Annotated in this window: 22 protein-coding genes and 4 tRNA genes; 7 read left to right on the top strand and 19 right to left on the bottom strand. The window is 45.9% G+C overall.

The genetic code is table 11. From position 1 onward, the window contains the following. The first annotated feature begins 232 nt into the window (after positions 1 to 232). From CWE08_RS04375 to CWE08_RS04385, 3 genes are all read left to right on the top strand, one after another. Positions 233 to 589, top strand: coding sequence for a hypothetical protein (locus CWE08_RS04375; protein WP_126765971.1), 357 nt, complete (start codon positions 233 to 235; stop codon positions 587 to 589). Next, entirely contained in the window at positions 586 to 1,956 is a 1,371-nt protein-coding gene (locus CWE08_RS04380; RefSeq protein ID WP_126765973.1) for a terminase large subunit domain-containing protein, read from the top strand. Before CWE08_RS04375 ends, CWE08_RS04380 begins: the two co-directional genes overlap by 4 nt. Before the next feature lie 136 nt (positions 1,957 to 2,092). Continuing rightward, positions 2,093 to 3,226, top strand: a complete 1,134-nt coding sequence (locus tag CWE08_RS04385; RefSeq protein WP_126765975.1) for a phage major capsid protein — start codon at positions 2,093 to 2,095, stop codon at positions 3,224 to 3,226. A gap of 151 nt (positions 3,227 to 3,377) precedes the next feature. Here the strand turns inward: CWE08_RS04385 and CWE08_RS04390 are convergent, their stop codons facing one another. The 12 genes from CWE08_RS04390 to CWE08_RS04445 all read right to left on the bottom strand — a co-directional run bounded on the left by CWE08_RS04390 (position 3,378) and on the right by CWE08_RS04445 (position 13,666). Further along, the gene (locus CWE08_RS04390) at positions 3,378 to 3,947 is read right to left on the bottom strand and encodes a hypothetical protein (RefSeq protein WP_126765977.1); all 570 of its coding nucleotides are present in this window, start codon (positions 3,945 to 3,947) and stop codon (positions 3,378 to 3,380) included. 134 nt (positions 3,948 to 4,081) lie between these two features. Further along, positions 4,082 to 4,168 (bottom strand) — tRNA-Leu (locus CWE08_RS04395). Between the two features lie 64 nt (positions 4,169 to 4,232). Next, positions 4,233 to 4,306, bottom strand: a tRNA-Cys gene (locus tag CWE08_RS04400). Positions 4,307 to 4,323: 17 nt separating this feature from the next. Beyond that, positions 4,324 to 4,398 (bottom strand) — tRNA-Gly (locus CWE08_RS04405). A 136-nt stretch (positions 4,399 to 4,534) separates the two neighbouring features. After that, entirely contained in the window at positions 4,535 to 5,083 is a 549-nt protein-coding gene (pgsA, locus tag CWE08_RS04410; protein WP_126765979.1) for a CDP-diacylglycerol--glycerol-3-phosphate 3-phosphatidyltransferase, read from the bottom strand. 71 nt (positions 5,084 to 5,154) lie between these two features. Beyond that, positions 5,155 to 6,981, bottom strand: coding sequence for an excinuclease ABC subunit UvrC (gene uvrC / locus CWE08_RS04415; RefSeq protein ID WP_126765980.1), 1,827 nt, complete (start codon positions 6,979 to 6,981; stop codon positions 5,155 to 5,157). A 183-nt stretch (positions 6,982 to 7,164) separates the two neighbouring features. Next, positions 7,165 to 7,881: a LuxR C-terminal-related transcriptional regulator gene (locus CWE08_RS04420; protein ID WP_126765982.1), complete on the bottom strand. Its 717-nt coding sequence runs from the start codon at positions 7,879 to 7,881 to the stop codon at positions 7,165 to 7,167. A gap of 294 nt (positions 7,882 to 8,175) precedes the next feature. Continuing rightward, a complete protein-coding gene (locus CWE08_RS04425) occupies positions 8,176 to 8,775 on the bottom strand; it encodes a CBS domain-containing protein (RefSeq protein WP_126765983.1) in 600 nt (199 codons plus the stop codon). A 49-nt stretch (positions 8,776 to 8,824) separates the two neighbouring features. Then, positions 8,825 to 9,151, bottom strand: coding sequence for a hypothetical protein (locus CWE08_RS04430; RefSeq protein ID WP_126765985.1), 327 nt, complete (start codon positions 9,149 to 9,151; stop codon positions 8,825 to 8,827). A 59-nt stretch (positions 9,152 to 9,210) separates the two neighbouring features. Further along, the gene (locus CWE08_RS04435; RefSeq protein WP_126765987.1) at positions 9,211 to 12,270 is read right to left on the bottom strand and encodes an efflux RND transporter permease subunit; all 3,060 of its coding nucleotides are present in this window, start codon (positions 12,268 to 12,270) and stop codon (positions 9,211 to 9,213) included. Positions 12,271 to 12,285: 15 nt separating this feature from the next. Then, positions 12,286 to 13,425: an efflux RND transporter periplasmic adaptor subunit gene (locus CWE08_RS04440; protein WP_126765989.1), complete on the bottom strand. Its 1,140-nt coding sequence runs from the start codon at positions 13,423 to 13,425 to the stop codon at positions 12,286 to 12,288. Between the two features lie 149 nt (positions 13,426 to 13,574). Next, positions 13,575 to 13,666: transfer RNA gene (locus CWE08_RS04445), tRNA-Ser, on the bottom strand. A 475-nt stretch (positions 13,667 to 14,141) separates the two neighbouring features. Between CWE08_RS04445 and CWE08_RS04450 the strand changes: the two genes are divergently transcribed. The 4 genes from CWE08_RS04450 to CWE08_RS04465 all read left to right on the top strand — a co-directional run bounded on the left by CWE08_RS04450 (position 14,142) and on the right by CWE08_RS04465 (position 16,015). Further along, positions 14,142 to 14,801: a Bax inhibitor-1/YccA family protein gene (locus tag CWE08_RS04450; RefSeq protein WP_126765991.1), complete on the top strand. Its 660-nt coding sequence runs from the start codon at positions 14,142 to 14,144 to the stop codon at positions 14,799 to 14,801. A 142-nt stretch (positions 14,802 to 14,943) separates the two neighbouring features. Beyond that, entirely contained in the window at positions 14,944 to 15,333 is a 390-nt protein-coding gene (locus tag CWE08_RS04455; protein ID WP_126765992.1) for a DsrE family protein, read from the top strand. Further along, the gene (locus CWE08_RS04460) at positions 15,333 to 15,668 is read left to right on the top strand and encodes a DsrE family protein (RefSeq protein ID WP_126765994.1); all 336 of its coding nucleotides are present in this window, start codon (positions 15,333 to 15,335) and stop codon (positions 15,666 to 15,668) included. The genes CWE08_RS04455 and CWE08_RS04460 overlap by 1 nt, the downstream gene beginning before the upstream one ends. 17 nt (positions 15,669 to 15,685) lie before the next feature. Further along, entirely contained in the window at positions 15,686 to 16,015 is a 330-nt protein-coding gene (locus tag CWE08_RS04465; protein WP_126765995.1) for a TusE/DsrC/DsvC family sulfur relay protein, read from the top strand. 33 nt (positions 16,016 to 16,048) lie between these two features. Here CWE08_RS04465 and serS read toward each other — a convergent pair whose 3' ends face one another. The 7 genes from serS to lrp form a co-directional block, all read right to left on the bottom strand. Next, positions 16,049 to 17,341: a serine--tRNA ligase gene (serS, locus tag CWE08_RS04470; RefSeq protein ID WP_126765997.1), complete on the bottom strand. Its 1,293-nt coding sequence runs from the start codon at positions 17,339 to 17,341 to the stop codon at positions 16,049 to 16,051. A 79-nt stretch (positions 17,342 to 17,420) separates the two neighbouring features. Then, positions 17,421 to 17,924 carry a fluoride efflux transporter FluC gene (locus tag CWE08_RS04475; protein WP_126765999.1) on the bottom strand — a complete coding sequence of 168 codons (504 nt, stop codon included), beginning with the start codon at positions 17,922 to 17,924 and terminating at the stop codon, positions 17,421 to 17,423. Continuing rightward, positions 17,917 to 18,309, bottom strand: a complete 393-nt coding sequence (locus CWE08_RS04480) for a fluoride efflux transporter FluC (RefSeq protein WP_126766001.1) — start codon at positions 18,307 to 18,309, stop codon at positions 17,917 to 17,919. Before CWE08_RS04480 ends, CWE08_RS04475 begins: the two co-directional genes overlap by 8 nt. Beyond that, on the bottom strand, positions 18,306 to 19,619 hold the full coding sequence (locus CWE08_RS04485) for a replication-associated recombination protein A (RefSeq protein WP_126766552.1): 1,314 nt from the start codon (positions 19,617 to 19,619) through the stop codon (positions 18,306 to 18,308). The genes CWE08_RS04480 and CWE08_RS04485 overlap by 4 nt, the downstream gene beginning before the upstream one ends. Positions 19,620 to 19,634: 15 nt before the next feature. Further along, positions 19,635 to 20,282 (bottom strand): outer membrane lipoprotein periplasmic chaperone LolA, encoded by a 648-nt coding sequence (gene lolA / locus CWE08_RS04490; RefSeq protein ID WP_126766002.1) that lies wholly within the window; start codon positions 20,280 to 20,282, stop codon positions 19,635 to 19,637. Beyond that, complete coding sequence (locus tag CWE08_RS12440; RefSeq protein WP_476723710.1) at positions 20,282 to 22,882, bottom strand: DNA translocase FtsK; 2,601 nt, start codon at positions 22,880 to 22,882, stop codon at positions 20,282 to 20,284. The genes lolA and CWE08_RS12440 overlap by 1 nt, the downstream gene beginning before the upstream one ends. Before the next feature lie 113 nt (positions 22,883 to 22,995). After that, the gene (lrp, locus tag CWE08_RS04500) at positions 22,996 to 23,478 is read right to left on the bottom strand and encodes a leucine-responsive transcriptional regulator Lrp (protein WP_126766006.1); all 483 of its coding nucleotides are present in this window, start codon (positions 23,476 to 23,478) and stop codon (positions 22,996 to 22,998) included. Between the last annotated feature and the right edge of the window lie 70 nt (positions 23,479 to 23,548).

The raw sequence follows: 23,548 nt of genomic DNA on the forward strand, positions 1-23,548 counted from the left end.
ACCCTCAACCTTGTGGAAGTACCTATTACATAAAGATAGGCTCAGACCACCACCAAAAACCGACCCCTACCCCCTCTTTACGGCCTTATGGGTTCCATATCCGACACCATCACGCCCTATCTATGCTAGCTGCAGAACGATACCGATTCTACCTACCAAAAAACATACCATATAGGCCTTGATTATCGCCCTGCTATACGTCAAACTATAACAAATGATATAGAGGTATCGCATGAGCAAGCACACCACACCGCCGCAGAAGTTTACACAAGGTTGGCTAACCCAGTTAGATGGGCGCACTGGCGTTGCACAGGTTATGCGTGAGCGCTATACGGCCTTAACCAATGATCTTGGTGGTGCAGCCTCATTGTCATATCAAGAGCGGCTATTAGTTGAGCGCGTTCTATGGCTCGAATACTGGATTGCTCAGCAAGAGCAAGGTTTAGCAAACGGCGGTGATGTTGATATGGGGCGTTACACGCAAGCCGTGAATAGCGTACAAGGTTTAGTGATGAAGTTAGGCCTGCAACGTAGAGCCAAAGACACACCAGACCTTGCTTCATTCCTACGCGAGAGAGCTACTGCATGAATATCGTGGACGTGATGACAGACCCGGCTTTGTTCGGCAACCAATTCGGTGGCCGCAGTTGGTCTGCGTGGCGTTCCTTGTTGGCTGGCTTCTATGGTCTAAAAACCAATGCAAAGAAGTTCGAGCAGCTAACGCACAGGAAGCCCCCTAAGCAAGCCGCAGAAGAATTATGGCTGGCCGTTGGTCGTAGAGGTGGCAAGACCCAAGCAGCGGCGCTATTGGCCGTTTATGAGGCCTGCTTTAACGATTACACAGACAGGCTATCACCGGGCGAAGTAGCAACGGTTTTCGTTATTGCGGCAGATCGCAAGCAAGCGCGTTCAGCTATGCGATACATACGCGGTCTACTGCAGTCAAACCCTATGCTTGAAAAGATGATCGTAAAAGATGGTGAAGAAGTCATTGAGCTATCAAACCGAACAGCAATCGAGATCATGACAGCGAGCCACAAATCAATTCGTGGTTATACCGTAGCAGCGGCTATATGCGATGAAATAGCGTTTTGGTCGGCTGATGGTGCGAACCCTGATAAAGAGATTTTAAGCGCATTACGCCCCTCTATGGCCACGCTAGGCGGTAAGTTGTTCGCGTTGTCATCGCCCTATGCTCGAAAGGGCATATTGTGGGAAACCTACCGCAAGCATTTTGGGAAAGACAGCAAGCGCATTCTAGTAGCCCAAGCGCCCACGCTAACGATGAACCCGACCTTGCCCAAGCACGTTGTAGAGCAGGCGTTAGAGGAAGATCCAAGCGCGGCTAAAGCTGAATACTTGGCAGAGTTTCGCACAGACGTTGAAACCTACGTTAGCCAAGAGATTGTAGACGCTTGCACGATACCGGGGCGCGTTGAGTTACCGCCAATTAAAGAGAAACGCTATTTTGGCTTTGTTGATCCCAGTGGTGGCAGTAAAGACGCGATGACTTGCGCGATTGCTCACAAAGAGAATGATTTAACAGTCATTGATGCTTATCGAGTAGTAAAGCCGCCATTCAGCCCTGAAAGCGTAGTTGAGGAGTTTGCAGACTTCTTCAAGTCTTACCGGGTGCGAACCATTACGGGCGATAGATACGCCGGAGAATGGCCGCGAGAGCAGTTTTCAAAGCGTGGCATTAAGTATGAGCCAAGTGCAGCACCGAAAAGCGACCTGTACCGCGATATGTTGCCGCTATTGAACAGTAGACGCGTTGAATTGCCAGATTGCGATCAGCTACGCAGAGAATTAACCGGGCTTGAAAGAAGAACCGCCAGAGGTGGTAAAGATTCCATAGACCACGCGCCCGGCGCTCATGATGATTTAGTGAACAGTATTGCAGGCGTAATCGTGGCCGTGAATGGCAGACGAACAGACTTTATTTTTTCGTGTTAGTCACAATCCCCCGATGTGATTAGCACAGCGGTTTAATTGCGTGAGGCAGTTACCGCCCGATCAAGTGGTTACGAGAGGTAGCACACTATTCGGCAAAGATGATGGGGGTAATCTTTTAATGAAATAGGTGAATACTATGAACCACGAAATCAAAGAAATGGCAGCGCAGATCAATACTGCAGCCACAGAAGTTAAAAGCCGTTTAAGCGAAGCAGAGCTAACGGTAAAAAGTTTTGAAGATCGTTTAACCAGTATTGAGGTTGCGTCAAAGCGCCCCTATGCAGGCAACGTGACTGAATCAAAGAGCGACCCAGAGCTAAAAGGCTTTTTAACCAAAGGCACAAGCCCAATGGAACGCAAAGATTTATCTGTTACCAATGATGGGCAAGGTGTTTCCGTTCGCTCGCAGTGGTCAGATCGTATCTTCAAGCTGATCCGAGAGTTCTCACCAATCCGAAGCGTGGCTAGCGTCATGCGCACGAATAGCGATTCGCTCGAAGTCTTAATTGACCGCGAAGAACCGCAAAGTGATTGGATTGGCGAGCTTGACCCACGAAACGACACCAGCACTTCATTTTTAACGCGCCACAGAATCAACGTGCATGAGCATTATGCTTACCCAAGCATTACGCTTCAAATGCTCGAAGATTCAAATTTTGACGTTGAACAATGGTTACAGAGCAAGTTAGTAACCAAGTTTTCACGACAAGAAGCAGACGCGTTTATTAACGGTGATGGTAACGGTAAGCCACGCGGCATTTTGAATTATTCCTTTGTGCCAGAAGCCGATTTTACGTGGGGCGCTGATCCTGATCTATACGAGATGGGCAGCCAATACACAGGTGCAGCAGGTGACATTTCTAGCGCAGATGTTCTGTTTGATCTTGTGGATTCGTTGAAATCGAATTACCTACCGGGTGCCAGTTTTATGATGACCCGAGCTATGCGAAATAAAATCCGCAAATTGAAAGACGCGGAAAACCGCTATTTGCTCGAACCGTCATTAACTGCAGGCGCACCAGATCGCTTGCTAGGTTATCCAGTTGCAATCGCAGAGGATATGCCAGCACTAGCGGCTGATGTTGTAGGCGTTCTATTCGGTAACTTTAACGAGGGCTATACCATTGTTGATCGCGTGGATTTATCCGTACAACGTGACGCAGTAACACGCCCCGGCTGGGTTAAGTATTTTGCGCGCCGCCGCACAGGTGGAGCGTTAACCAACCCAGAGGCCGTGAAAGCACTTGTGCTAGGCACTGAGCCAGTATAACGAAAGGGGCGCAAGCCCCTTTACCCCACGTTCTGCGGTGGGCAGCTACGCTGATAAGTGCAGACGCGGTTTTAGTCGGATAGTCACCGCGATCCATAAAGTAACGCCGACAGCCTGCGGATAACGTGAGTATCGCGGCAGGCACTTTTAATTAAATTAGATCTAAGAATTTAGCTATTCTTGCTCGTGCCATCTCTTGACCATAATTCGATACATTTTCATGAAACACACCATCTTCATACCCATCGTTGGTGGTGAATCTCACTCTAACATCTTCCGCTTCAACCATTCGGTGCAAATAATCAAGAGAAATAGTCACAACAGCAGTGCTTTTCGTGTAGATAGTTTTTGAAACCGTGTTGTAACTACCTGAATCCAAGTCAGTGCCCCCATGTACTTCGAAGGTAGAAATCTCACCATTAATGTTTACGCTAAAAGATTCATAAGTACGATAAACATCAGAAGATGACGATGATGAGCTGTATTCTAAAACTAATAAAACTTCGGAAGGCTTCGCTTCACTCCAAATAGCACCAACTTTTGATGAGGTTGCATAGGCCTTACCATCACTTGCAACAAAAGTGGGCGTTACCTGAACCACCCTTTTTCCGTCAAAGGAACTAACTTCTTCTGATATGACACCTAATCCCGCCATAGCATCCATTTGGGCTACGCACCCTTGAAGCGTAAAACTAATTATTAAAACAGCAAGTATTCTCATGTTTTTTCCCATTTTTATGGATTAATAGTTAATCAACATAAAACAGTATAGCTCAACATAAGAAAGTTTTTTAAGGTGTTTTTATGGTAGGTATTTTATGGAATCGGCCTGAAAGCCTTATAAATACTAGAGATTGGTGCCCGGGGCCGGACTCGAACCGGCACGACCGTTAAGTCGAGGGATTTTAAATCCCTTGTGTCTACCAATTTCACCACCCGGGCTTTTCAGTAGGCACTATTTCTAGTGTTTGTATTTCTGATAAGAACCAATTTGATTCTTGGAAACTGGAGGCGGGTCCCGGAGTCGAACCGAGATCCACGGATTTGCAATCCGCTGCATAGCCATTCTGCCAACCCGCCTGGGTTAAAATAAAGTTTGGAGCGGGAAACGAGATTCGAACTCGCGACCCCAACCTTGGCAAGGTTGTGCTCTACCACTGAGCTATTCCCGCGCTTCACTTTATTTCTCACCAGGGCGTTGCCCCAGTGGCTGTGCATTCTACCTGTCCCTTGATTTCAGTCAACAATAAATTTCGATTTTTAAGCCGTTTGCTTATTTTTTGAATGAAATGGCTAAAATATAGCTTATTAACTGTCTTTTGTAAGGTCAGCCCAAGCTGCAGTGAGGTAAATATACATCGACCATACAGTTAAAATGGCGGCCACATATATAGCCATAGCGCCGATCACATAAATAAATGTGTTTGCACTCCATAGTAATCCTGTTAACGCTATCATCTGTGCTGTAGTTTTCACTTTGCCAATGGTTGAAACCGCAACACTATCGCGTTTGCCAATCTCCGCCATCCACTCCCGCAATGCTGAAATAATCAATTCTCGGCTGATTATTAATAACGCGGGAATCGTAATCCATAATGTTTGATGGTACTCCACCACCACGATCAAAGCAGCCGCCACCATAATTTTATCGGCTACTGGGTCGAGAAATGCACCAAACTTAGTTTGTTGTTCTAATTTACGTGCCACATAGCCATCAATACCATCAGTAATCGCTGCCAAAACAAAAATCAATGCGGCATAAAAATGAGCATTTTCAATAGGTAGATAGAACACGGCAAGAAATACCGGAATTAATACGATCCGGAATGACGTGATAATATTCGGAATGCTCCACATAAAGGCTAACTCTCACTTCTAATTATATTTTACAAGATTCGTTGTTCGAACCTATTAGTTAGATAATTATTTTATTCATCACGCAACGCATAATAAATTGTTTCAGCTAACGCGCGGCTGATGCCAGGAACATTTGCTAGTTGCTCTATACTAGCGCTTTTTACCTGCTGCAATCCACCAAGATATTTCAATAAATTTTGCCGCCGTTTGTTACCTACTGCCGGTATTTCCTCTAGCGTTGATGTTTTTCTAACTTTTGCTCGGCGCTGGCGATGTCCGGTAATCGCAAAGCGATGCGATTCATCACGAATATGCTGTATCAAATGCAAAGCAGGATCGTCGGCTGGCAAGTGTACGGTGTTTCGGCTAAAACCAAAGATCAATGTTTCTAACCCAGGCCGCCTACTTTCCCCTTTCGCAACCCCGAGTAAAATTGGCGGGTGCGGCCAATCTTGGAAATAGGCTTCGGCCTGACTCAACTGCCCCTTGCCACCATCAATCAATAAGAGGTCAGGTACATTTTCTCGCTCTACTGCATGCTTATAACGCCGTTCTAATGCCTGAGCCATGGCTGCGTAATCATCACCACCAGTAATACCTTTGATATTAAACCGCCGATAATCAGATTTTTTCGGCCCATCTTGATCAAACACAACACACGAAGCTACCGTTTCTTCGCCCATGGTGTGAGAAATATCAAAGCACTCCATGCGATCGATAGCAACATCCCGTTGCAAAAACTTCTGTAAAGCCTGAAACCGAATGTGCATCGTAGATTGCAAGCCAAGTTTACTCTCAACAGCGTTCATTGCGTTTTTAGTTGCCAAAGCAAGGTATTGTTGGCGTTCACCTCGCTTCGGTTGAATCAATTTAACGCGGCGCTCCAGCGCAAGGCTAAGTTGTTCGTTAAGAGCCGCTTTATTTTCCAATTGTTCCGGAACAATGATTTCAGCCGGAACTCGTTGGCCATGTTGTTGATTCAAGTAATATTGAATTAAAAATGATTCCAATACCTCGGCATCACTGGTGTGGGCCGGTACTTTCGGATAATAACTCCGGCTTCCCTGCACTGAATTTTGCCGAATTGAGAGCAAGTGCACACACGTAAAGCCAGAGTTTCGATATAACCCAACGGCATCTAGTTCATGCTGGCTACCGCTAACAGCGTTCCGTTCTTGTACTTGTCGCAAAGCTGCAATTTGATCCCGAAGCATGCCCGCCCTCTCAAAATCGAGGTTCTCACTTGCCTGCTCCATAGCCGCTACCAGGGTTTCAATCACTTCGTTATTCTTGCCACGCAAAAATAGCTTCACTAGCTGCACTTGCTCAGCGTATTCATTCTCTGTGGGCAAATCAACGCAGGGTGCTAAACAGCGTTTTAATTGATGCTGCAAACATGGCCGGCTGCGTGCTCGATAGTAACTATCATCACATTGACGCACAGGAAAGAGTTTTTGTAACAGGCGAAGGCTTTCGCGCACAGCGCTGCCGTTCGGAAAAGGCCCAAAGTATTCACCTTTCTCTCTTCGCGTACCGCGGTGATATGCGATACGAGGATGCTCATGCGCTGAAATAAAAATATAGGGATAGGATTTGTCATCACGGAGCAACACGTTATAACGTGGCATGTGCGTTTTAATAAAGCTATTTTCAAGAATAAGAGCTTCCGCTTCAGAGTTAGTAACCGTTACTTCCATGTTGGCGATTTGCTTTACTAAAGCTTGTGTTTTAACTGAATCTACGTTTTTTCGAAAGTAACTCGTTACCCGCTTGCGCAAATCTTTTGCTTTGCCCACGTAAATAACCTCACCCTCAGCGGAAAACATACGATACACGCCCGGTTGATGAGTAAGGTTTTTAAGGAAATCTTCTGCGTTAAATTGTGTATTACTGCTCATAGATAAAGAAGTTCTAGCACCTAAATTCAGGCCTAAAGCAATCAGCCCCTTAGCCTCTGTGTAGCTAATTTCTTACAACCAAACCAAGAAGGCTTAGCCGTAAAAACAAGCGTGCTTTTTACAATGAATTATTACAGCTAAGATTACCAGAACCTCTAATCAATGTCTGCGATTTTGCCGGTGCTAAGCAGTGAACTTCGCTACATTATCATTAGCTGAGCGCTCATTTGCGGAAGATGAATAAACTTGATGAATAGGGTTGTTATTTATCTCATGAGAGATCAACCCATACTTGTAGGCTAAATGAGTTATTTGCACATCATTTTCTACATTTAATTTGCGATACAAACGATATCGAAAGGTATTAACCGTTTTTCTCGAAATATATAGCCGCTCAGAGATAGTACTTACCGTTAGGCCGGTACTAATTAACTGAAAGATTTGTTGCTCTCGCCGGCTGAGCGAACTCAACAGTGGGTGTTTTACCATTGGGCCTTGATAACGTTTTGCCATTTGCCGCAACACCGTTGGTGTATAGCTTTGCCCCAGGGAAACAACACGGCAGCCATGATTCACCTCGTCGATACTGGCCTCATTCAGGAGATAACCGGAAACAGCCGGTTCATTAAACTTATAATCCAAGGCGTGATTTAATTTATCACACCAAAGCATGATTCGAAGGGCTGGGTTCAGTTTATGTAGTTTCTTAATTAAACCTCGCGTGGCTGAACCCACAAACTCCTCGCTCAACACCAACAGGTTAGCAGCACGTTTACTTACCATGCCCTCTAAACTATTTCGGTTTTCCGCTACATGCACACGCCAACGCAGAACACCTAGTTCATTCACTACTCCAGTGTGTCGAATCCCCTTGGGTAAAGCCACAATTACATCACTCATAACCTATTTTCCTTGTCGCAAGTTATTGTTAATCATCGTACTTCTCAAGAAGTTCAATATTTTTAGCCAAACTACCAAAGAAATTCAACTTAAAAATGCAACAAAAATGCAACTTTAATGAAATTTAAGTTCAATTAGAGAGTGATTTCATATAACAAAAATATAGGGAAGTTCTGAAATATACTTTTCATTTAGTGCCCTCCCACTCAGCAAGCGTAAGCTATAACGTAAAAAGCACCCGACTAGGGTGCTTTAAACAGATTAACCACTGTGCTTCTTATTCGAAAAGCATGCTTATTCGATCGTTTCACGATGCCGAACAGCCTGCATAATCTCAACAAAACTGTTGGCATGATGCGGTATCTGCACCGATTCTCCGGTCTTTTCAACTATATGCAATGCAGGTATTAAACCAACAATATCGCCGTTATCCTGCACTAGTAAATAATCATGGCCACTTCGGTGCAAAGTAGCAACCACATCACCAATTCGGGAAGCAGCTAATTGTTGTTTTGATACGATAGGTAAGCGTGCAAGGGGGATCATCAAGTAATCAATACTTATTTTTTTATGGGGTAAATTTAGATCTCTTGCTAAGTTTATAGCTGCGCGCCCGTAAAGCTCTTGCTTCGGCAGAATACCCACAAATTCTTGGGCATCATTCACTACACAGGCATAACGGGCCCGAGTAGCGCTGAGCAAAGCTTCAGCTTTTTCTAACTCGAGAGCTTGGTTAACTTGCAACGGCTGGAAACCAGAAAACTCAATCAACACTTCTAAAGCATTTTCATTCCAGCTCAATTTATCTTGTAAATTCCGGCTTTTTACAACTTGCCGTGGTTTATTTGTTAGCATCGGCAGCGCCGAAAAATTTAAAGCGGTATAGGTCGACATGATTGTCACTCCAATAAATCACAACTAAAAAAGAATAATGTTGGTAGATTTATAGAAGTTTTGGTGGGGCTCGAGATTGGAAGTAATGATGAACAGAAGCATGAGCAGAACTGTTTACACAAGTACGAGGAGAAGCAAACCGTGGAAGTGAGTATTCTCCGGCAGTTGTAATAATCGCATCGGGCTGTTCCAGTTCACTCTCTGGAGGCGCTACCCAAAGTGAGCTGAAGCCATCTCCGTCAAGATAACCATCAACCAGCCCATGTTTTTCCAGTGCCGTAGCCTGAGCAGCTAATGCACTTAATAAACACAGAAAAATAAGATAGCGAAACAACTTCATTGTACACAGCGCCATATTTGATGATGTAGATAACATAAGCCCGCTCTTGTTAGAAAACAAGAGCGGGGAAAAAATATATTTCTCGTAATAAATATTTACTGCACGCTTTCGCTCGTTTCGCGGTTTTTACCTAAATATAGATAAACGGCAGGCAACACGAACAAGGTAAACAATGTGCCTATGGTCATGCCCGCAGCAATAATCAGCCCCATGGCAAAACGCGATGCACCTCCTGGGCCACTGGCCACCAGCAACGGCAGCATAGCAAGCACAGTGGCTGCCGTCGTCATGAGAATTGGGCGCAGGCGAATCGCCGCAGCTTCCTCTACGGCTTCTCGTTTACTCTTGCCCTCTTCCTGCAGCTTGTTGGCAAACTCAACGATCAAAATACCATGTTTCGCTATTAAGCCGATCAAGGTTACCAATCCCACCTGGGTATAGATGTTCAGTGAAGCGAAACCAAGGCTTACAAATATCAGCGCACCGCAAATACTCATTGGCACGGTTACCAGCACGATGATCGAATCGCGGAAAGATTCGAATTGTGCAGCAAGCACCAAAAATATAATCAATAGGGCAAAGAAAAAGGTAACAACCAGCTGTTGGCCTTCACTTTTAAACTGCCGCGATTGCCCTGCATAATCAATGACCACCCCACTCGGTATTCGCTCAGCCGCAATATTATCTAATACACCAAGGGCATCACCGAGGGTAACACCGGGGCGCGGGATGCCCGATATTGTTACTGAATTTAGCTGTTGAAATCGATTGAGTTGCTGTGGTTGCACCGATTCTTCTAAAGTAACCAGCGCTGATAGCGGCACCAATTCACCCGAGCTATTTCGTGTGTAAAATTCGGTGAGTTGATCAGCACTCAGGCGCTCGCTGCGTTGCACCTGCGGAATCACCCGATAAGAACGGTTTTCCAATGCGAAACGGCCTGCGTAAGCTCCCGCCATCATACTTGCCACATCGCCAGAAAGCTGCGCCATGTCGATACCCATCAAAGCCGCCTTTTCGCGATCTATTTTCAGGGTTTGCCGGGGGCGATCGATACGTAAATCCGTATCCAACATAATAAAGCGGCCACTGGCCATGCCCGCACCAATAATCTCATCGGCGAGCTCACGCAAATTCTCAATCGGCTGTGTAGAACTAAGAATGAATTCTACCGGTAAGCCGCCGCCAGGGCTCGGTAACGAGGGTGGAATCAAGGCGAATACATTTAACCCAGGGATACTGCTCACAAAGGGTTGGATTGTTTCATCTAAAACTTCTTGTGTTGTCCGTTCACGTTGATCCCAAGGTTTAAAACCAATACCTGTACCAGCGCTACCCGGCCCCATCATGCCGTTGATCACAAACGCCATTTCAATTTCATCGGTATCACGCTGTAACTCTGCCATTTTCGCGGTATTTTGCTCAATGTAATCGAGTGTGGCGAAACTATCGCCTTCACTAATAATGAACACAAAACCGAGATCCTCTTGCGGCTCGAGCTCGGAATTACTTGTGGCGAAAAGGAAATAACAGGAGATGAAAACCAGAATTCCAAAAACCGCAAAAACTGATTTCGTTTCTAAAGAGCCGTGTAAGCGCCTTTGATATCGTTCCTTCAGTGAGTTGAACCGGTTATCCAACCATTGCTCAAAACGAGGTCTGGCGCTGCCATCACGCCGTGATTGCAACATGCGCGAGCACATCATCGGAGATAAAGTAAGTGCCACTACACCAGAAAGAATTACCGTGCCTGCAAGCGTAAACGCAAATTCAACAAATAAAGTGCCGGTTAAGCCACCAATAAAGCCTATCGGCACAAACACCGCTACAAGTGTTGTAGACATTACAATGACTGGGCCAGCGAGTTGCCTTGCGCCCAGTAATGAAGCCTCCATGCGCGACATCCCATTTTCCAAATGGCGCTGGATGTTCTCGAGCATGATAATCGCATCATCTACCACGATGCCGATGGCCAATACCATGGCAAGAAGCGTAAGCAAGTTAATCGAGAAACCAAGCGCCAACATCATGGCAAAGGTACCTACCAGAGATAGCGGAACGGCAACGGCCGGTATAATCACCGAACGTAAGGAACCTAAAAAGCCGTAAATAACCGCTAAAACGATCACTAATGCCAGAACTATTGTGAGCACTACCTCATCGATAGCGTTCTCAATATAATCTGTGGAATCATACGAAATGCTCGCGCTTAACCCCTCGGGTAGTTGCGGGATAATCTCTTCATCCCAAACCGTGCGAACCTCTTGAATAACCTCTAGGGCATTCGCATCAGGAGCTATTTCTACGCCAATAAAGGTTGCTGGTTGGCCATTGTATAACGCTGAGTTATCATAGGATTCTGCACCAAGTTCAATTTCAGCAATATCGCTTAAACGCACTACTGCGCCGTTTTCAGCACGAATAATTAATTCTTCAAATTCAGCCACACTGCGCAAGTCTGTGTCAGCTGTTAGGTCGATGGCCACGCGCTGGCCCCGCGTTCGGCCAACCGCTGATAATATGTTATTTGCACGCAAAGCCTGCATAACATCGCCACCGGTGGTGTTAAACGCAGCCATTTTTGCAGAGTCCAGCCAAATCCGCATGGCAAAGGTTTGTCCACCCAAAATACCAGCGCGCTGAACGCCTGCCACGGTTGCTAATTTGGGTTCTACAACTCGCACCAAGTAATCCGTTATTTGATTGCTGGCCAGAATATCGCTGTAAAACGAAAGGTACATAGCCGCAACATCTGAACCGACCTGCAAAGACACCACAGGATCTAAGGCGTCTTCGGGTAAATCAGAGCGCAATTTATTAACTTGGGCTGCAATTTGCGTAAGCGCATTATTCGGATCGTAATCCAAGCGCAAGTAGGCTGTTATCGTACTTACACCGGCGGATGAAGACGACACCAGATAATCGATTCCTTCGGCAGCGGCAATTTCTCTTTCGAGCGGCGTTGTAATGAAGCCTTGAATAAGGTCAGCATCAGCACCGATATAGCTGGTTGTCACCGTTATTGCGGCGTTTTGAATTTCTGGGAATTGACGAACATTTAAATCGAACGCAGCGCGCAAACCAATCAGCAAGATAAGCAAGCTTATTACCGTTGCTAATACCGGCTTACGAATGAAAATATCAGTAAATTTCATAATGTAAGCTTTCCTTTAACGGTTTTCTGGGCGTGGTTCACGCTCTGCCGGTGGTTGCACGTCTGGATCGTTATTGATAGTTACCGATGCATTATTTCGTAACTTCAACAGCCCCGAAGTCGCAATTCGCTCACCGAGTTCTAATCCTTCAGTAACCTCTACTAAATCACCCTGAACTGCGCCTGTTTGCACCAATCGTTGCTGTACCTGTAAAGCATCCTCGGAATCGCCAGTTATCACATAGACCACATTTCCAAAGGGGTTAAACTGGACAGCCGTTCGTGGCACAACGATCACCTCACGCGGCTCTGCGGTGTTGAGTTGCACGCGTGCGAACATACCAGGAAGAAGTTTTCCATTCGTATTCGCAAAGCTTGCTTGTACTTCAATTGAGCGCGTAGTTTCACTCACTTGAGGCGATAAGGCTGTGATTTCACCGACGAAGTTCTCATTCGCGTAAGCATCTACACCAGCGATCACCTCCATACCTCGATTCAGCGCGCCGATTCGATGTTCCGGTAACGTGAAGTTCAAGTAGATTGGGTCGGTTGATTGGAGGCTTACTAAGGGCGTGCCTGGGCCAACGTATTCACCAAGATTTATCTGGCGAATACCTAACGTTCCAGAAAAAGGTGCGCGGATCGTTTTTTGCTTTATCAATGCATCTTGTGCCTGCAACGCAGCGGCTACTTGCGCCACTTCACTCTCAGCGCGCGCAACATCAGATTCTGATACATTTTGCGATGCAACTAGGGGGATAAGTCGTTGTGCCTCTGTGCGCGCGATATCAAGTTGGGCAGCTAAACGCGCCCTCTCGGCCTCGTCAACTTCAGTATCTAGGGTTACTAAAATATCACCTTGTTCTACTGGCGCCCCATTAGCAAATTGAATACTTGTGATGACACCACCAATTTGTGCCGCTACATCGGTACCGTTAACGGCCCGAAAACTACCCACCGCCGTGGTACTTGCACGCCAAGTTTGTTCACTCACCTCGGTAGCCGTAATTGTCACTGTGGGCGCTGGCATGTTATCAAAAAAATCATTCATGAAATAATTGCCAACTGCTTTGTAACCAAAAATCAGGCCGAAGACAATTACTGTGAGCAGGAGCATCGCTATCATGCGCTTAGTGGCCGAGGCTTTTCCTTTCATACTTTTTCCTTTCCAAAAACTATAACAAGAGGAGAACAGTGCAGTTACGTAAACTTGCATGATTTAGTTCAGCAATTCTGATATTTTCGATTTTTGCTGCTCTTTGAACGCAAAAAAGGCGCTGTATACACAGCGCCTTTTTCAGAATTTGGCGGAGAGGGAGGGATTCGAACCCCCGGTAGGTGTGAACCTACGCCTGATTTCAAGTCAGGTGCATTAAACCGAGCTCTGCCACCTCTCCATATTTCGCTTCGTTATAGTGTTTTGGATAAAACCTGCTTCGAAATCCTTATTGCCGAAGACGGAGCGAATGATAAATACCTCGTTCGAGCTTGTAAAGTAAAAATACAACATTTTTGTTTGTTTGCTGTAAAAATAGCCGAACCGGCGTGTTTTTCAACAAATTGGAGTGGTTTTACAAACCCCGTTTTAAAACCTATTTCTGCTTTAAGCAACCAAACTTGATTAAATCCTACTCTATGTGCCTAAATGGACGCCTATACCAGTGTGCTTTGTTGGCATTTACACCGCAATAAGTGCGATTTTAGTTGATACCCTCCCCCATCCATAAGGTATAGTAGAACTATTCACAATAACTCGGTTCTAAGTTAAGGCAAAACAACGGCAATAAAACTGTTTCGGTAACGAATACGTATTTATTGTAGGAAAAACCTGATTTCGAACGCATGAACAATAAGCACTTGGAGAAACTACCTATGAATAACCCTACTGTGCATACAGCGCGCCATGAAGCCTCAATTGAGGTGAATAAGGTTCTGCGCAACACATATTCACTGCTGGCCCTTACGTTAGCCTTTAGTGCGATCGTGGCCGGTATAACCAGCATGATGAATCTTCCTTATCCGGGTATTTTAATAACACTGCTAGGTTTCTACGGATTACTCTTCGCCGTGCACAAAACCGCAGATAGCGGTTTAGGCTTAGTATTCACTTTTGCCCTTACCGGCTTCATGGGTTATACCTTGGGCCCCATCCTTAATGCTGTAGTGGCAAGTGGGGGGGCCGATATCATCATGTTAGCGATGGGTGGTACTGCCGCAATATTTTTTGCTTTATCTGCCTATGTATTAACGACAAAGAAAGACATGTCGTTCCTGGGCGGTATGATGATGGCCGGTTTTGTGGTAATTATCGTCGCCTTTGTTGCCAACCTCTTTTTGCAGCTACCAGCATTAGGCTTAGCGATTAGCGCGATTTTTATTCTGTTTTCATCAGGTGCTATTTTGATGCAAACAAGTGCTATCGTGAATGGTGGTGAGCGAAACTACATCCGCGCTACGATCACGCTGTTTGTATCGATTTACAATATCCTCTTAAGCTTGATTAATATCTTAATGGCCTTAACACGCGAATAGTTATATGTGCCTCTAAGTACAATTAGAGCGCCTCGTGGATTACCCACGGGGCGTTTTTCGTTATACTGATAGCTCTGAAAAAAAGCAAATAACCGAGGCATTCGCTGGAAACGATTATGCACCTGGGAGAAAAGGTAACTGAATGAACCAAGATTCACATGTGATATTAATGCAAGCAAGCCCCGATGATCATACCGCCGGAATAGCTGCATTAGCAAAAGCACAGGATATTGTTCGCCGTGGCCAAACATTAAAACAAGTATTTTTTTATGGGCCAGCTGTTATTTATGGGAGTAGATTTCTGCAATTCCCCTCCGGTTACTCAAACCTACAAGAGCAATGGCGCGAATTAGCCCAAACACATGATTTCGCACTTGTTGTGTGTGCCACGGTTGGCGGCCAATACGGTTTAGAAGCATTACCACCCCCAGATGGCAATTTAGCTGCAGATTTCTCTGCCGGTGGCCTCGCTGAATTTATTGCAACGCTGGCTGAAAGTTCCCATCTATCACAATTTCAAGGCAGTTTTTGATGCTATTATTCCATTTTAGCAATAGCCCAGAACACCCAAGCTCTCGACAAGGCTTGGATATGTTATTGATGGCGTTGAGCTTAGATCAGCCATGCGCGGCAATCTACAGCGGTGCTGCCCTTGGGCAACTATTGCAGCCTACAAGTGCGTTTAATCCCTTGAAAAAAATTACCATGCTTGCAGGGGTTTTCGATTTTACCGAGATCTATGTTGATGAAGCGGCACTTGCGGATCACCAGATTACGCTATCCGAACTGCGTATTCCTGCCATTGCCGTGAGCGCAGAAGCGCTGGCGAAAATACAAGAAAATGCGCAGCACAGAATTAACTTTTAAGTGTATAGGCAACGAGCATGATTGAATTTAATGGGGTTAATTACGCAACGGATAAACACGAATATCTCGCCGATTTTTCTGCTTGGTCGCCCGAATTAGCAGAGCATATTGCAAGCTTAGAGAAAATCACTCTTACCCCCGCCCATTGGGAGGTGGTAAATTTTGTTCGAGATTTTTATGCTGAATATGACACCAGCCCTGCGATGCGGATATTGGTGAAGGCCGTTGCCAAATCTTTGGGTGAGGATAAAGGAAATAGCCGTTATCTTTATAAACTATTCCCCAAAGGGCCAGCCAAACAAGCCACTCGAATTGCTGGGCTGCCAAAACCGGCTAAGTGTATTTAGCCGGCTTTAAACAACGCGTTAAATTTTTAGTGATTAACGCTCAATACGCTCTAGCCCACCCATATATGGCCGCAACACCCCGGGCACCAACACAGAGCCATCGGCTTGCTGGAAGTTTTCCAAAATAGCCACTAAGGTTCGCCCTACCGCTAAGCCAGAACCATTTAGCGTGTGCAGCAGCTCTGGTTTTTTTGCGCCTTTACGGCGGAATCGAGCCTGCATACGGCGAGCTTGAAAATCCCCCATGTTTGAGCAAGAACTAATTTCTCGATAAGTATCTTGCCCAGGTAGCCAAACCTCTAAATCATAAGTTTTGCAGGCACCAAAGCCCATGTCACCAGTGCACAGCAACACTTTGCGATACGGCAACTCGAGCAACTGCAACACTTTTTCCGCATGCTCAGTTAATTCTTCTAAAGCCTGCATCGAATCTTCGGGTTTAACTAGCTGTACTAATTCCACTTTATCGAATTGATGTTGCCGAATCAGCCCGCGTGTATCGCGGCCATGAGATCCAGCTTCACTGCGAAAACACGGTGTATGCGCGGTAAGCTTAACCGGCAACTCTGATTCCTCAAAAATTTCATCTCGAGCTAGATTCGTTAACGGTACTTCCGCGGTAGGAATCAATGATAAAGCCACCTGATCTTGGCTCTCGCCTTCAACATGAAATAAATCTTTACCAAACTTGGGCAACTGGCCGGTGCCATGTAAACTCGCATGGTTCACTAAATAAGGCACATAGGTTTCCGCATAGCCGTGTTGTTCTGAATGCAGATCTAGCATGAATTGTGTGAGTGCACGGTGCAAACGGGCCACGCCACCTTTCATAACAACAAAACGTGCGGCCGTTAATTTAGCACCTTGAGCAAAATCTAAACCATGATTCAAAGCTTCTGCCACATCCACATGGTCTTTCACCTTGAAATCAAAAGCTTTTGGCGTGCCGAATTTACTTATTTCAACGTTGTCATTTTCATCAGCCCCTTCAGGAACTTCTGCCGCTGGTAAATTTGGTACACTTGCAATTACGCTTTGCAGCTCCTGCTGAACCTGATTCAACTCCGCTTTCGCTGCTTCCAGTTGTTCTCCCAAGGAGCCAACTTCAGCAAGCAAGGGCGCAATATCTTCACCACGGGATTTTGCTTGGCCAATCGATTTAGAACGGCTATTTCGTTCGCTTTGCAAAGTTTCGGTACGTACTTGAATTTCTTTTCTTTGCACCTCGAGCGCAGTTAATGCTTCCACATCCAACTGAAAACCACGGCGCAGCAATGCTGCGGCGGTTTCTTCGATTCCTTCACGAAAGTGTTTTGCATCTAACATTCATTCATCTCACTTCTGTATTCTTTTTGTTGCAGGGCAATGGCTGATGTATTGCGGTTACTAGTTCAAGCTTGCCGCTTTATTTAGCCTTGATGCCTGAATTATACCGATTCCGAGCCAGCAAGAAACCAAGCATCAACATAAAAAGCCCAAATAAAATAGATAACAACAAATAAGTTAGCGCGGCGATTTGTGTAGACACCGCAAAACCCGCGGTTATCGTTGGCTCACTTAATAAGCTGAAAAGGTCTTTACTAAAGCCGGAGAAAGTTGTGAGCCCAGCAAATACACCACTGCTAAAAAATAAAAACCAACCTTGTGCTTGCCGATCTAGTGGCTGCTTCAACACTAAATAACGAGCATATATAAAACCTAAGCCAAAACAACCGAGGCTGTTTACTAGCACCGTAACGATTGGAAAGTGATGATTAGCATACAGCAGGAGCTCTCCCGGGGAATTATACATGAGCAAATGGATACTCGCCCGAAGCAGTGTTCCAAGCGCGCCCCCAAGGGCAACCATCAAGCTAAACAAGGCAAAGTTCGTGATTTTTTTAGAACAGGCCGGTGATTCTTCAACCAAACCTCACCCCCGAACCGCTAAAGTAGCCCGATGCAATGGCGAAAATACAGATAAACAAACTGGCGTTCATATACAAAAATGCACGCACAGGCTTACTGTTAAGCAGTTGCTGAAACTCTAAAATAAAGGTTGAGAAGGTAGTGAAGCCGCCAAGCAAACCAAACTCAAAGAATACGTAAGCATGCGTAGCCGATTCTGTTGACAAGCCATGTTTGCCAGCTACAGAAATAGTTGCAAGTACAAAACCAAGGGCGAATGAACCAAACAGATTCACCATAAACGTTGCCGGAATACTCGAGCCAAAATACCAGCGCGTTAACTGCGTTAACCAATAGCGGCTCACTGCACCAATGGCGCCGCCGCACGCAATTAGCAACCACATCATGGCTTTTTATCTCGCCATCGTTGCCAATCACTCTGTTCATCGAGCGCCTGCAAACGTTCCAGTTTTTCTTTGATTTTCAGTTCTAGCCCCCGGTTACTCGGCTGATAATAAGCTTTGCTGGCCAATTCAGGCGGCAAATAAGATTCGCCGGCAACATAAGCTTGCGGGTGGTTGTGCGCATACTGATATTCGGCGCCATACCCCTCCTGCTTATGAACTTTTGTTGGCGCGTTACGCAAATGTTCAGGCACAGGATAAGATTCACTCTCCTTTGCGAGCTGCAGCATTTCATTGAATGCGCTGTAAACCGCATTACTCTTCGCCGCACTGGCACAATAAATCGTGGCTTGGGCAATGGCTCTCTCACCTTCAGCAGGGCCTACCCTGTGATAGGTATCCCAAGCGTTCAGTGCAAGTTGTAGGGCGCGGGGATCGGCGTTGCCAATATCTTCTGATGCAATAGCCAACAGCCGCCGAGCAACAATTAGTGCATCTCCGCCACCCGCTAAAATCCGGCAGTACCAATACAATGCTCCATCCGGCGATGAACCTCGCACCGATTTATGAAACGCCGACAATAAATCGTAATATAAATCACCTTTATTATCGAACAGTACGCCTTTTTCACCCATAGCATCGGCAAGAAGAGCAGTAGAAATCACTTCACCATCGGCAACAAAATCTGCTGCTATCTCTAGCGCATTCAATAACCGCCGAGCATCACCACCGGCCACGCGAACAAGATACTCGCGTGCATCTTCTGCAAGGGTTAAATTACGCTCGCCCAAACCACGCCTAGGATCACTCAAAGCTTGGGTAATCACCTGATGTAAATCATTAGCGGTAAGTTCTTGCAAGCGATAGGTTCGCGCCCGTGAAAGCAAGGCATTATTCAAGGCAAAGCCGGGATTTTCCGTTGTTGAACCAACAAAAATAACAGTGCCATCTTCAATGTGCGGCAAAAAAGCATCTTGCTGGCTTTTGTTGAATCGATGAACCTCATCAACGAACAGAAGCGTTTTTTGTTGCAAAAGCCCTTCATTCTGCCTTTTTTTTGCCGCGTCAATCGCAGCACGTATATCTTTCACACCAGAAGTAACCGCAGACAAACGAGCTACATAGGCATCCGCCACACTAGCCATTAGCTCAGCCAGTGTTGTTTTACCAGTTCCTGGCGGGCCCCAAAGTATCATTGAATGCACATGCCCCTGCTCGAGGGATTTTCGCAATGGTTTATCAGCCGCGAGAATGTGTTGCTGGCCCACATATTCTGCCAATGTGCGCGGCCGCATGCGCGCAGCCAGCGGCATAAAATTGCTCACACCCTACTCCCGCTGATCATCCACATCAACGCCGGGTTCAATGGTAAAAGTGAACATAGATTCGTCAATGGCTGTATTGTCCGTAGTATTTTGCAAATAAAAAACGCTTTTTTGCCCTTGGCCATCATCAACAATAAGCTGCTGCAACTGGTTATCCTCGAAGCCTAAGGTGAGGCTAGAACCATAGGTTTGCCGGTCTTCGATTTGCCAAAAATTCAAATCACTATTATCTGCCGGCACTTCAGCTATTTGAGTAACCGTAAAAGCATCCCAATTCGCACTTGAATCGAGTAGCAACAATAGCGGGTTTGCCTGCATCGCTTCGGCCTGAGTGTATAAGGTTACTTGCTCAATAAACGGGTTGTAGTAGTAGATGGTTTCGCCATCGGCTACTAACACCGAATCATCAGGCTCATCGGTAATCCAGCGAAGCCGAGCAGGCCGTTCTAGGTAGAATCGGCCGGTTGCTTCCTGTAACAGCTCATTATCATCGTAAATTTCTTGCCGAAATGAGCCCTGTAAGCTTTGCATGTTCTCTAGTTTAGCACTGAGCTGCTCATGGCCTTCTACGGCCACTTCTTGCTGTGCAGTTACAGGGTTAACCACAAAAGCCAAGCTCAAACTAATAACAATTATCATCTTCCGATACATCAAAATTCCCTCGGTGGCTTTGCTGCTAATACTTCACGGGCACCATTGTGCCCTGCCGATGATACGACACCGGAAACTTCCATTTGTTCGACAATCCGCGCTGCTCGATTATAGCCAATACGAAACTTTCGTTGCACGCTAGATACCGATACACGGCGCGTTTCTGTTACAAAAGCCACGGCCTCATCGTATAAAGCATCCGATTCGGCGTCATCATCGCTCGTTTCGCCGGGTAATAAGCTCTCTTCACCCTGATCACCTTTCAAAATCTCTTCAAGGTAATTCGGTTGGCCACGCTTCTTCCAATCTGCAACTACGGCATGCACCTCGTGGTCATCCACAAAGGCCCCATGAACCCGCACAGGCACCCCTGAACCAGGCGGCATATATAGCATGTCCCCTTGCCCCAGTAGGTGTTCTGCGCCGCTCTGATCCAAGATAGTGCGCGAATCAATCTTCGAGGAAACCTGAAATGAAATACGTGTAGGAATGTTCGCCTTAATCAAGCCGGTAATTACATCTACCGATGGCCGTTGTGTTGCCAGAATCAGGTGAATACCAGCAGCTCGAGCCTTTTGTGCGATGCGAGCAATCAATTCTTCAACTTTTTTACCAACAATCATCATCATGTCGGCAAGTTCATCAACCACAACCACAACATAAGGCAACTTGCCTAGTTCTGGTGGCCGCTCATCCATCGAATCCCCTGGCTTCCAAATCGGATCGCGCAAAGGTTCGCCAGCCTCTATCGCTTCTATTACTTTTTGGTTGTAACCTTTTAAATTGCGCACACCGAGTGCCGACATCAACTTATAGCGGCGTTCCATTTCTCCTACACACCAGCGCAACGCATTAGCGGCATCTTTCATATCAGTTACTACTTCGGTAAGTAGATGGGGTATGCCATCATAAACCGATAATTCGAGCATTTTCGGGTCAATCATGATCATCCGAACATCTTCCGGCTGCGATTTATACAGCATACTGAGAATCATCACGTTGATACCCACGGATTTCCCCGAGCCCGTTGTACCGGCTACTAAAAGATGCGGCATCTTCGCTAAATCTACGGTTACCGGTTTTCCGGCAATATCTTTACCTAACACCATGCTCAGCGGTGACGCGGATTTATCAAAACTTTCGCTTTCGATCACTTCACTTAGCCGCACAATTTCTCGGTTCTTATTCGGTAACTCTAAACCCACATATGATTTACCCGGTATTACTTCAACCACACGTACAGCAATTGCTGAAAGCGAGCGGGCAATATCCTTTGCAAGGTTCGAAATCTTACTTACTTTAACTCCTGGGGCTAAATCGAGTTCAAATCGGGTAACCACAGGGCCCGGCTGAACCCCGGCAACTTGCACATCTACGCCGAAATCTTTGAGCACCGCCTCAACGGTTCGGCTCACTTGATCCAACTCTTCTTGGCTGATTGGGTTTTTGGTTCGATTTGCTCTATCTAACAAGCTTATAGCGGGAAGTTCACTTACCCATTTCGGGCTATCATTGGGATTCTCGCTACGCCCTACTACCCCACGCCCTGCGCTGCTTGCGCTTCCTGAATTTCCTGCGCTGCCAGCACTCTCCGCTGCCGATGGTTTGCTTTTAGCCATGGGCACAACGTTCTGTTGCTTACGCAAAACCGCGGGCTCTTCGTCATCAACTGCAAAAGGCGGCTCATCGTCAATATCGCTCCAAAGCGCTTCATCGCTAATATCTTCATCAAGTTTGGAATGTATTGAAGGAAGTTCATCGGGTTCATCAGCCAAGCGCCCGTGAGCTAAAGGCAACGCATCCCAACTTTCGGAATCACCTTCTTCAGTGCCACTAGCTTGCTTCGCGCGCGCTCCTTTACTTGGCTTTTTGAACGTGAATAATTGCTTAACCCGATTCCAAAGGCCTGTTGCTTGCTCCTTTTGCTGTTCCGAGTTTACAACGCGATTACTCAAATGCTCGGTAGATTCAACCAATGTAGCGCTATCGAACTCCTCGTTCGAATTCTTCTTTGCTTTTAATTTCTTATTGTTTGTAGATTCATTACGAGTAACTAAGTTAACCAAGTTTTGCCATGCCCATACACTCGCCACAATCACTGATTCGCCTAGCTTATCAACAAGGCCAATCCAAGATATGCCGGTAATTAACGTAATGCCAGTAAGAACAAAGGTAAGCAATACTAAGGAAGTGCCTGCTAAATTAAAGTACGGCAGCATAGCGCCGGTAATCACGTCACCAAGCAGGCCTCCTGGGGGGAAATCGAATACGGGTTGGATGTTTAGGCTAGCTAGGCCGGTAGTACCTAACAAAAAGAGCAACAAGCCAACGAGGCGCAGCCCCAAGGTTAAATAATCTAAGCTAATTAAACGCCGAGGCCGGTGGAAAACCATGTAGCCAAAACCGGCAACAACAAACGGAATGCTATAAGCAAGCGCGCCAAAAGCGAACAATAAGATATCAGCAAACCAAGCACCTATTGCACCTGCTGCGTTTTGTATTTCTTGAGTATGGCTGGATTGCGACCAACCCGGATCAGCGGGATTAAAGGTCAGTAACGAGGTTAACAAAAAGATTGCCAATGCCCCGCATAAAATCAAGCCGGTTTCCAGTAGCCGCTGTACGCCGTTCATAATGCTCCGCTATTTTAATCGTTGTTGCTGATGCGTTGAATAAACTTGATGATGGTAGTGTACTAAAAAGATTACCAAGTTCAGCCCCGTATCACTACTTTATTCTCTTGTTTTACAGCTTCCATCACAACATAAGTTCGTGATTCGTTTACACCGGGCATATTGAGTAAGGTTTCTCCCAACAATTTTCGATATGCAGCCATATCTGCAACCCGCGCTTTGAGTAAAAAATCGAAATCTCCTGAAACTAAATGGCACTCGAGGATTTCATCGGTTTTGCGTGCTGCTTCACTGAATTCAGCAAACACATCCGAAGAGGTTTTACTTAAGGTGATTTCAACAAAAACGAGTAATGGCGTACCTAGCTTATCAGGGTCGATGCGGGCGTGATATCCTTTGATTACGCCATGCCGCTCAAGCTTACGCACCCGCTCTAAACAAGGTGTTGGGCTTAACCCTACTTCTTTGGCTAACAATACATTGGAAATCCGCCCACGCTCTTGCAGAATGCGCAAAATTTTCCGATCAAGCCTATCAATAGTTACTTTATCGTTATCTTTCATATTTATCAGAATATTTAACTATAATTAACATTAAATATAGCATAATCACGCTATTTTGCACGCGAAAAAA

Origin of the sequence: Aliidiomarina iranensis (genome assembly GCF_003987135.1) — a bacterium.
Classification (GTDB): domain Bacteria; phylum Pseudomonadota; class Gammaproteobacteria; order Enterobacterales; family Alteromonadaceae; genus Aliidiomarina; species Aliidiomarina iranensis.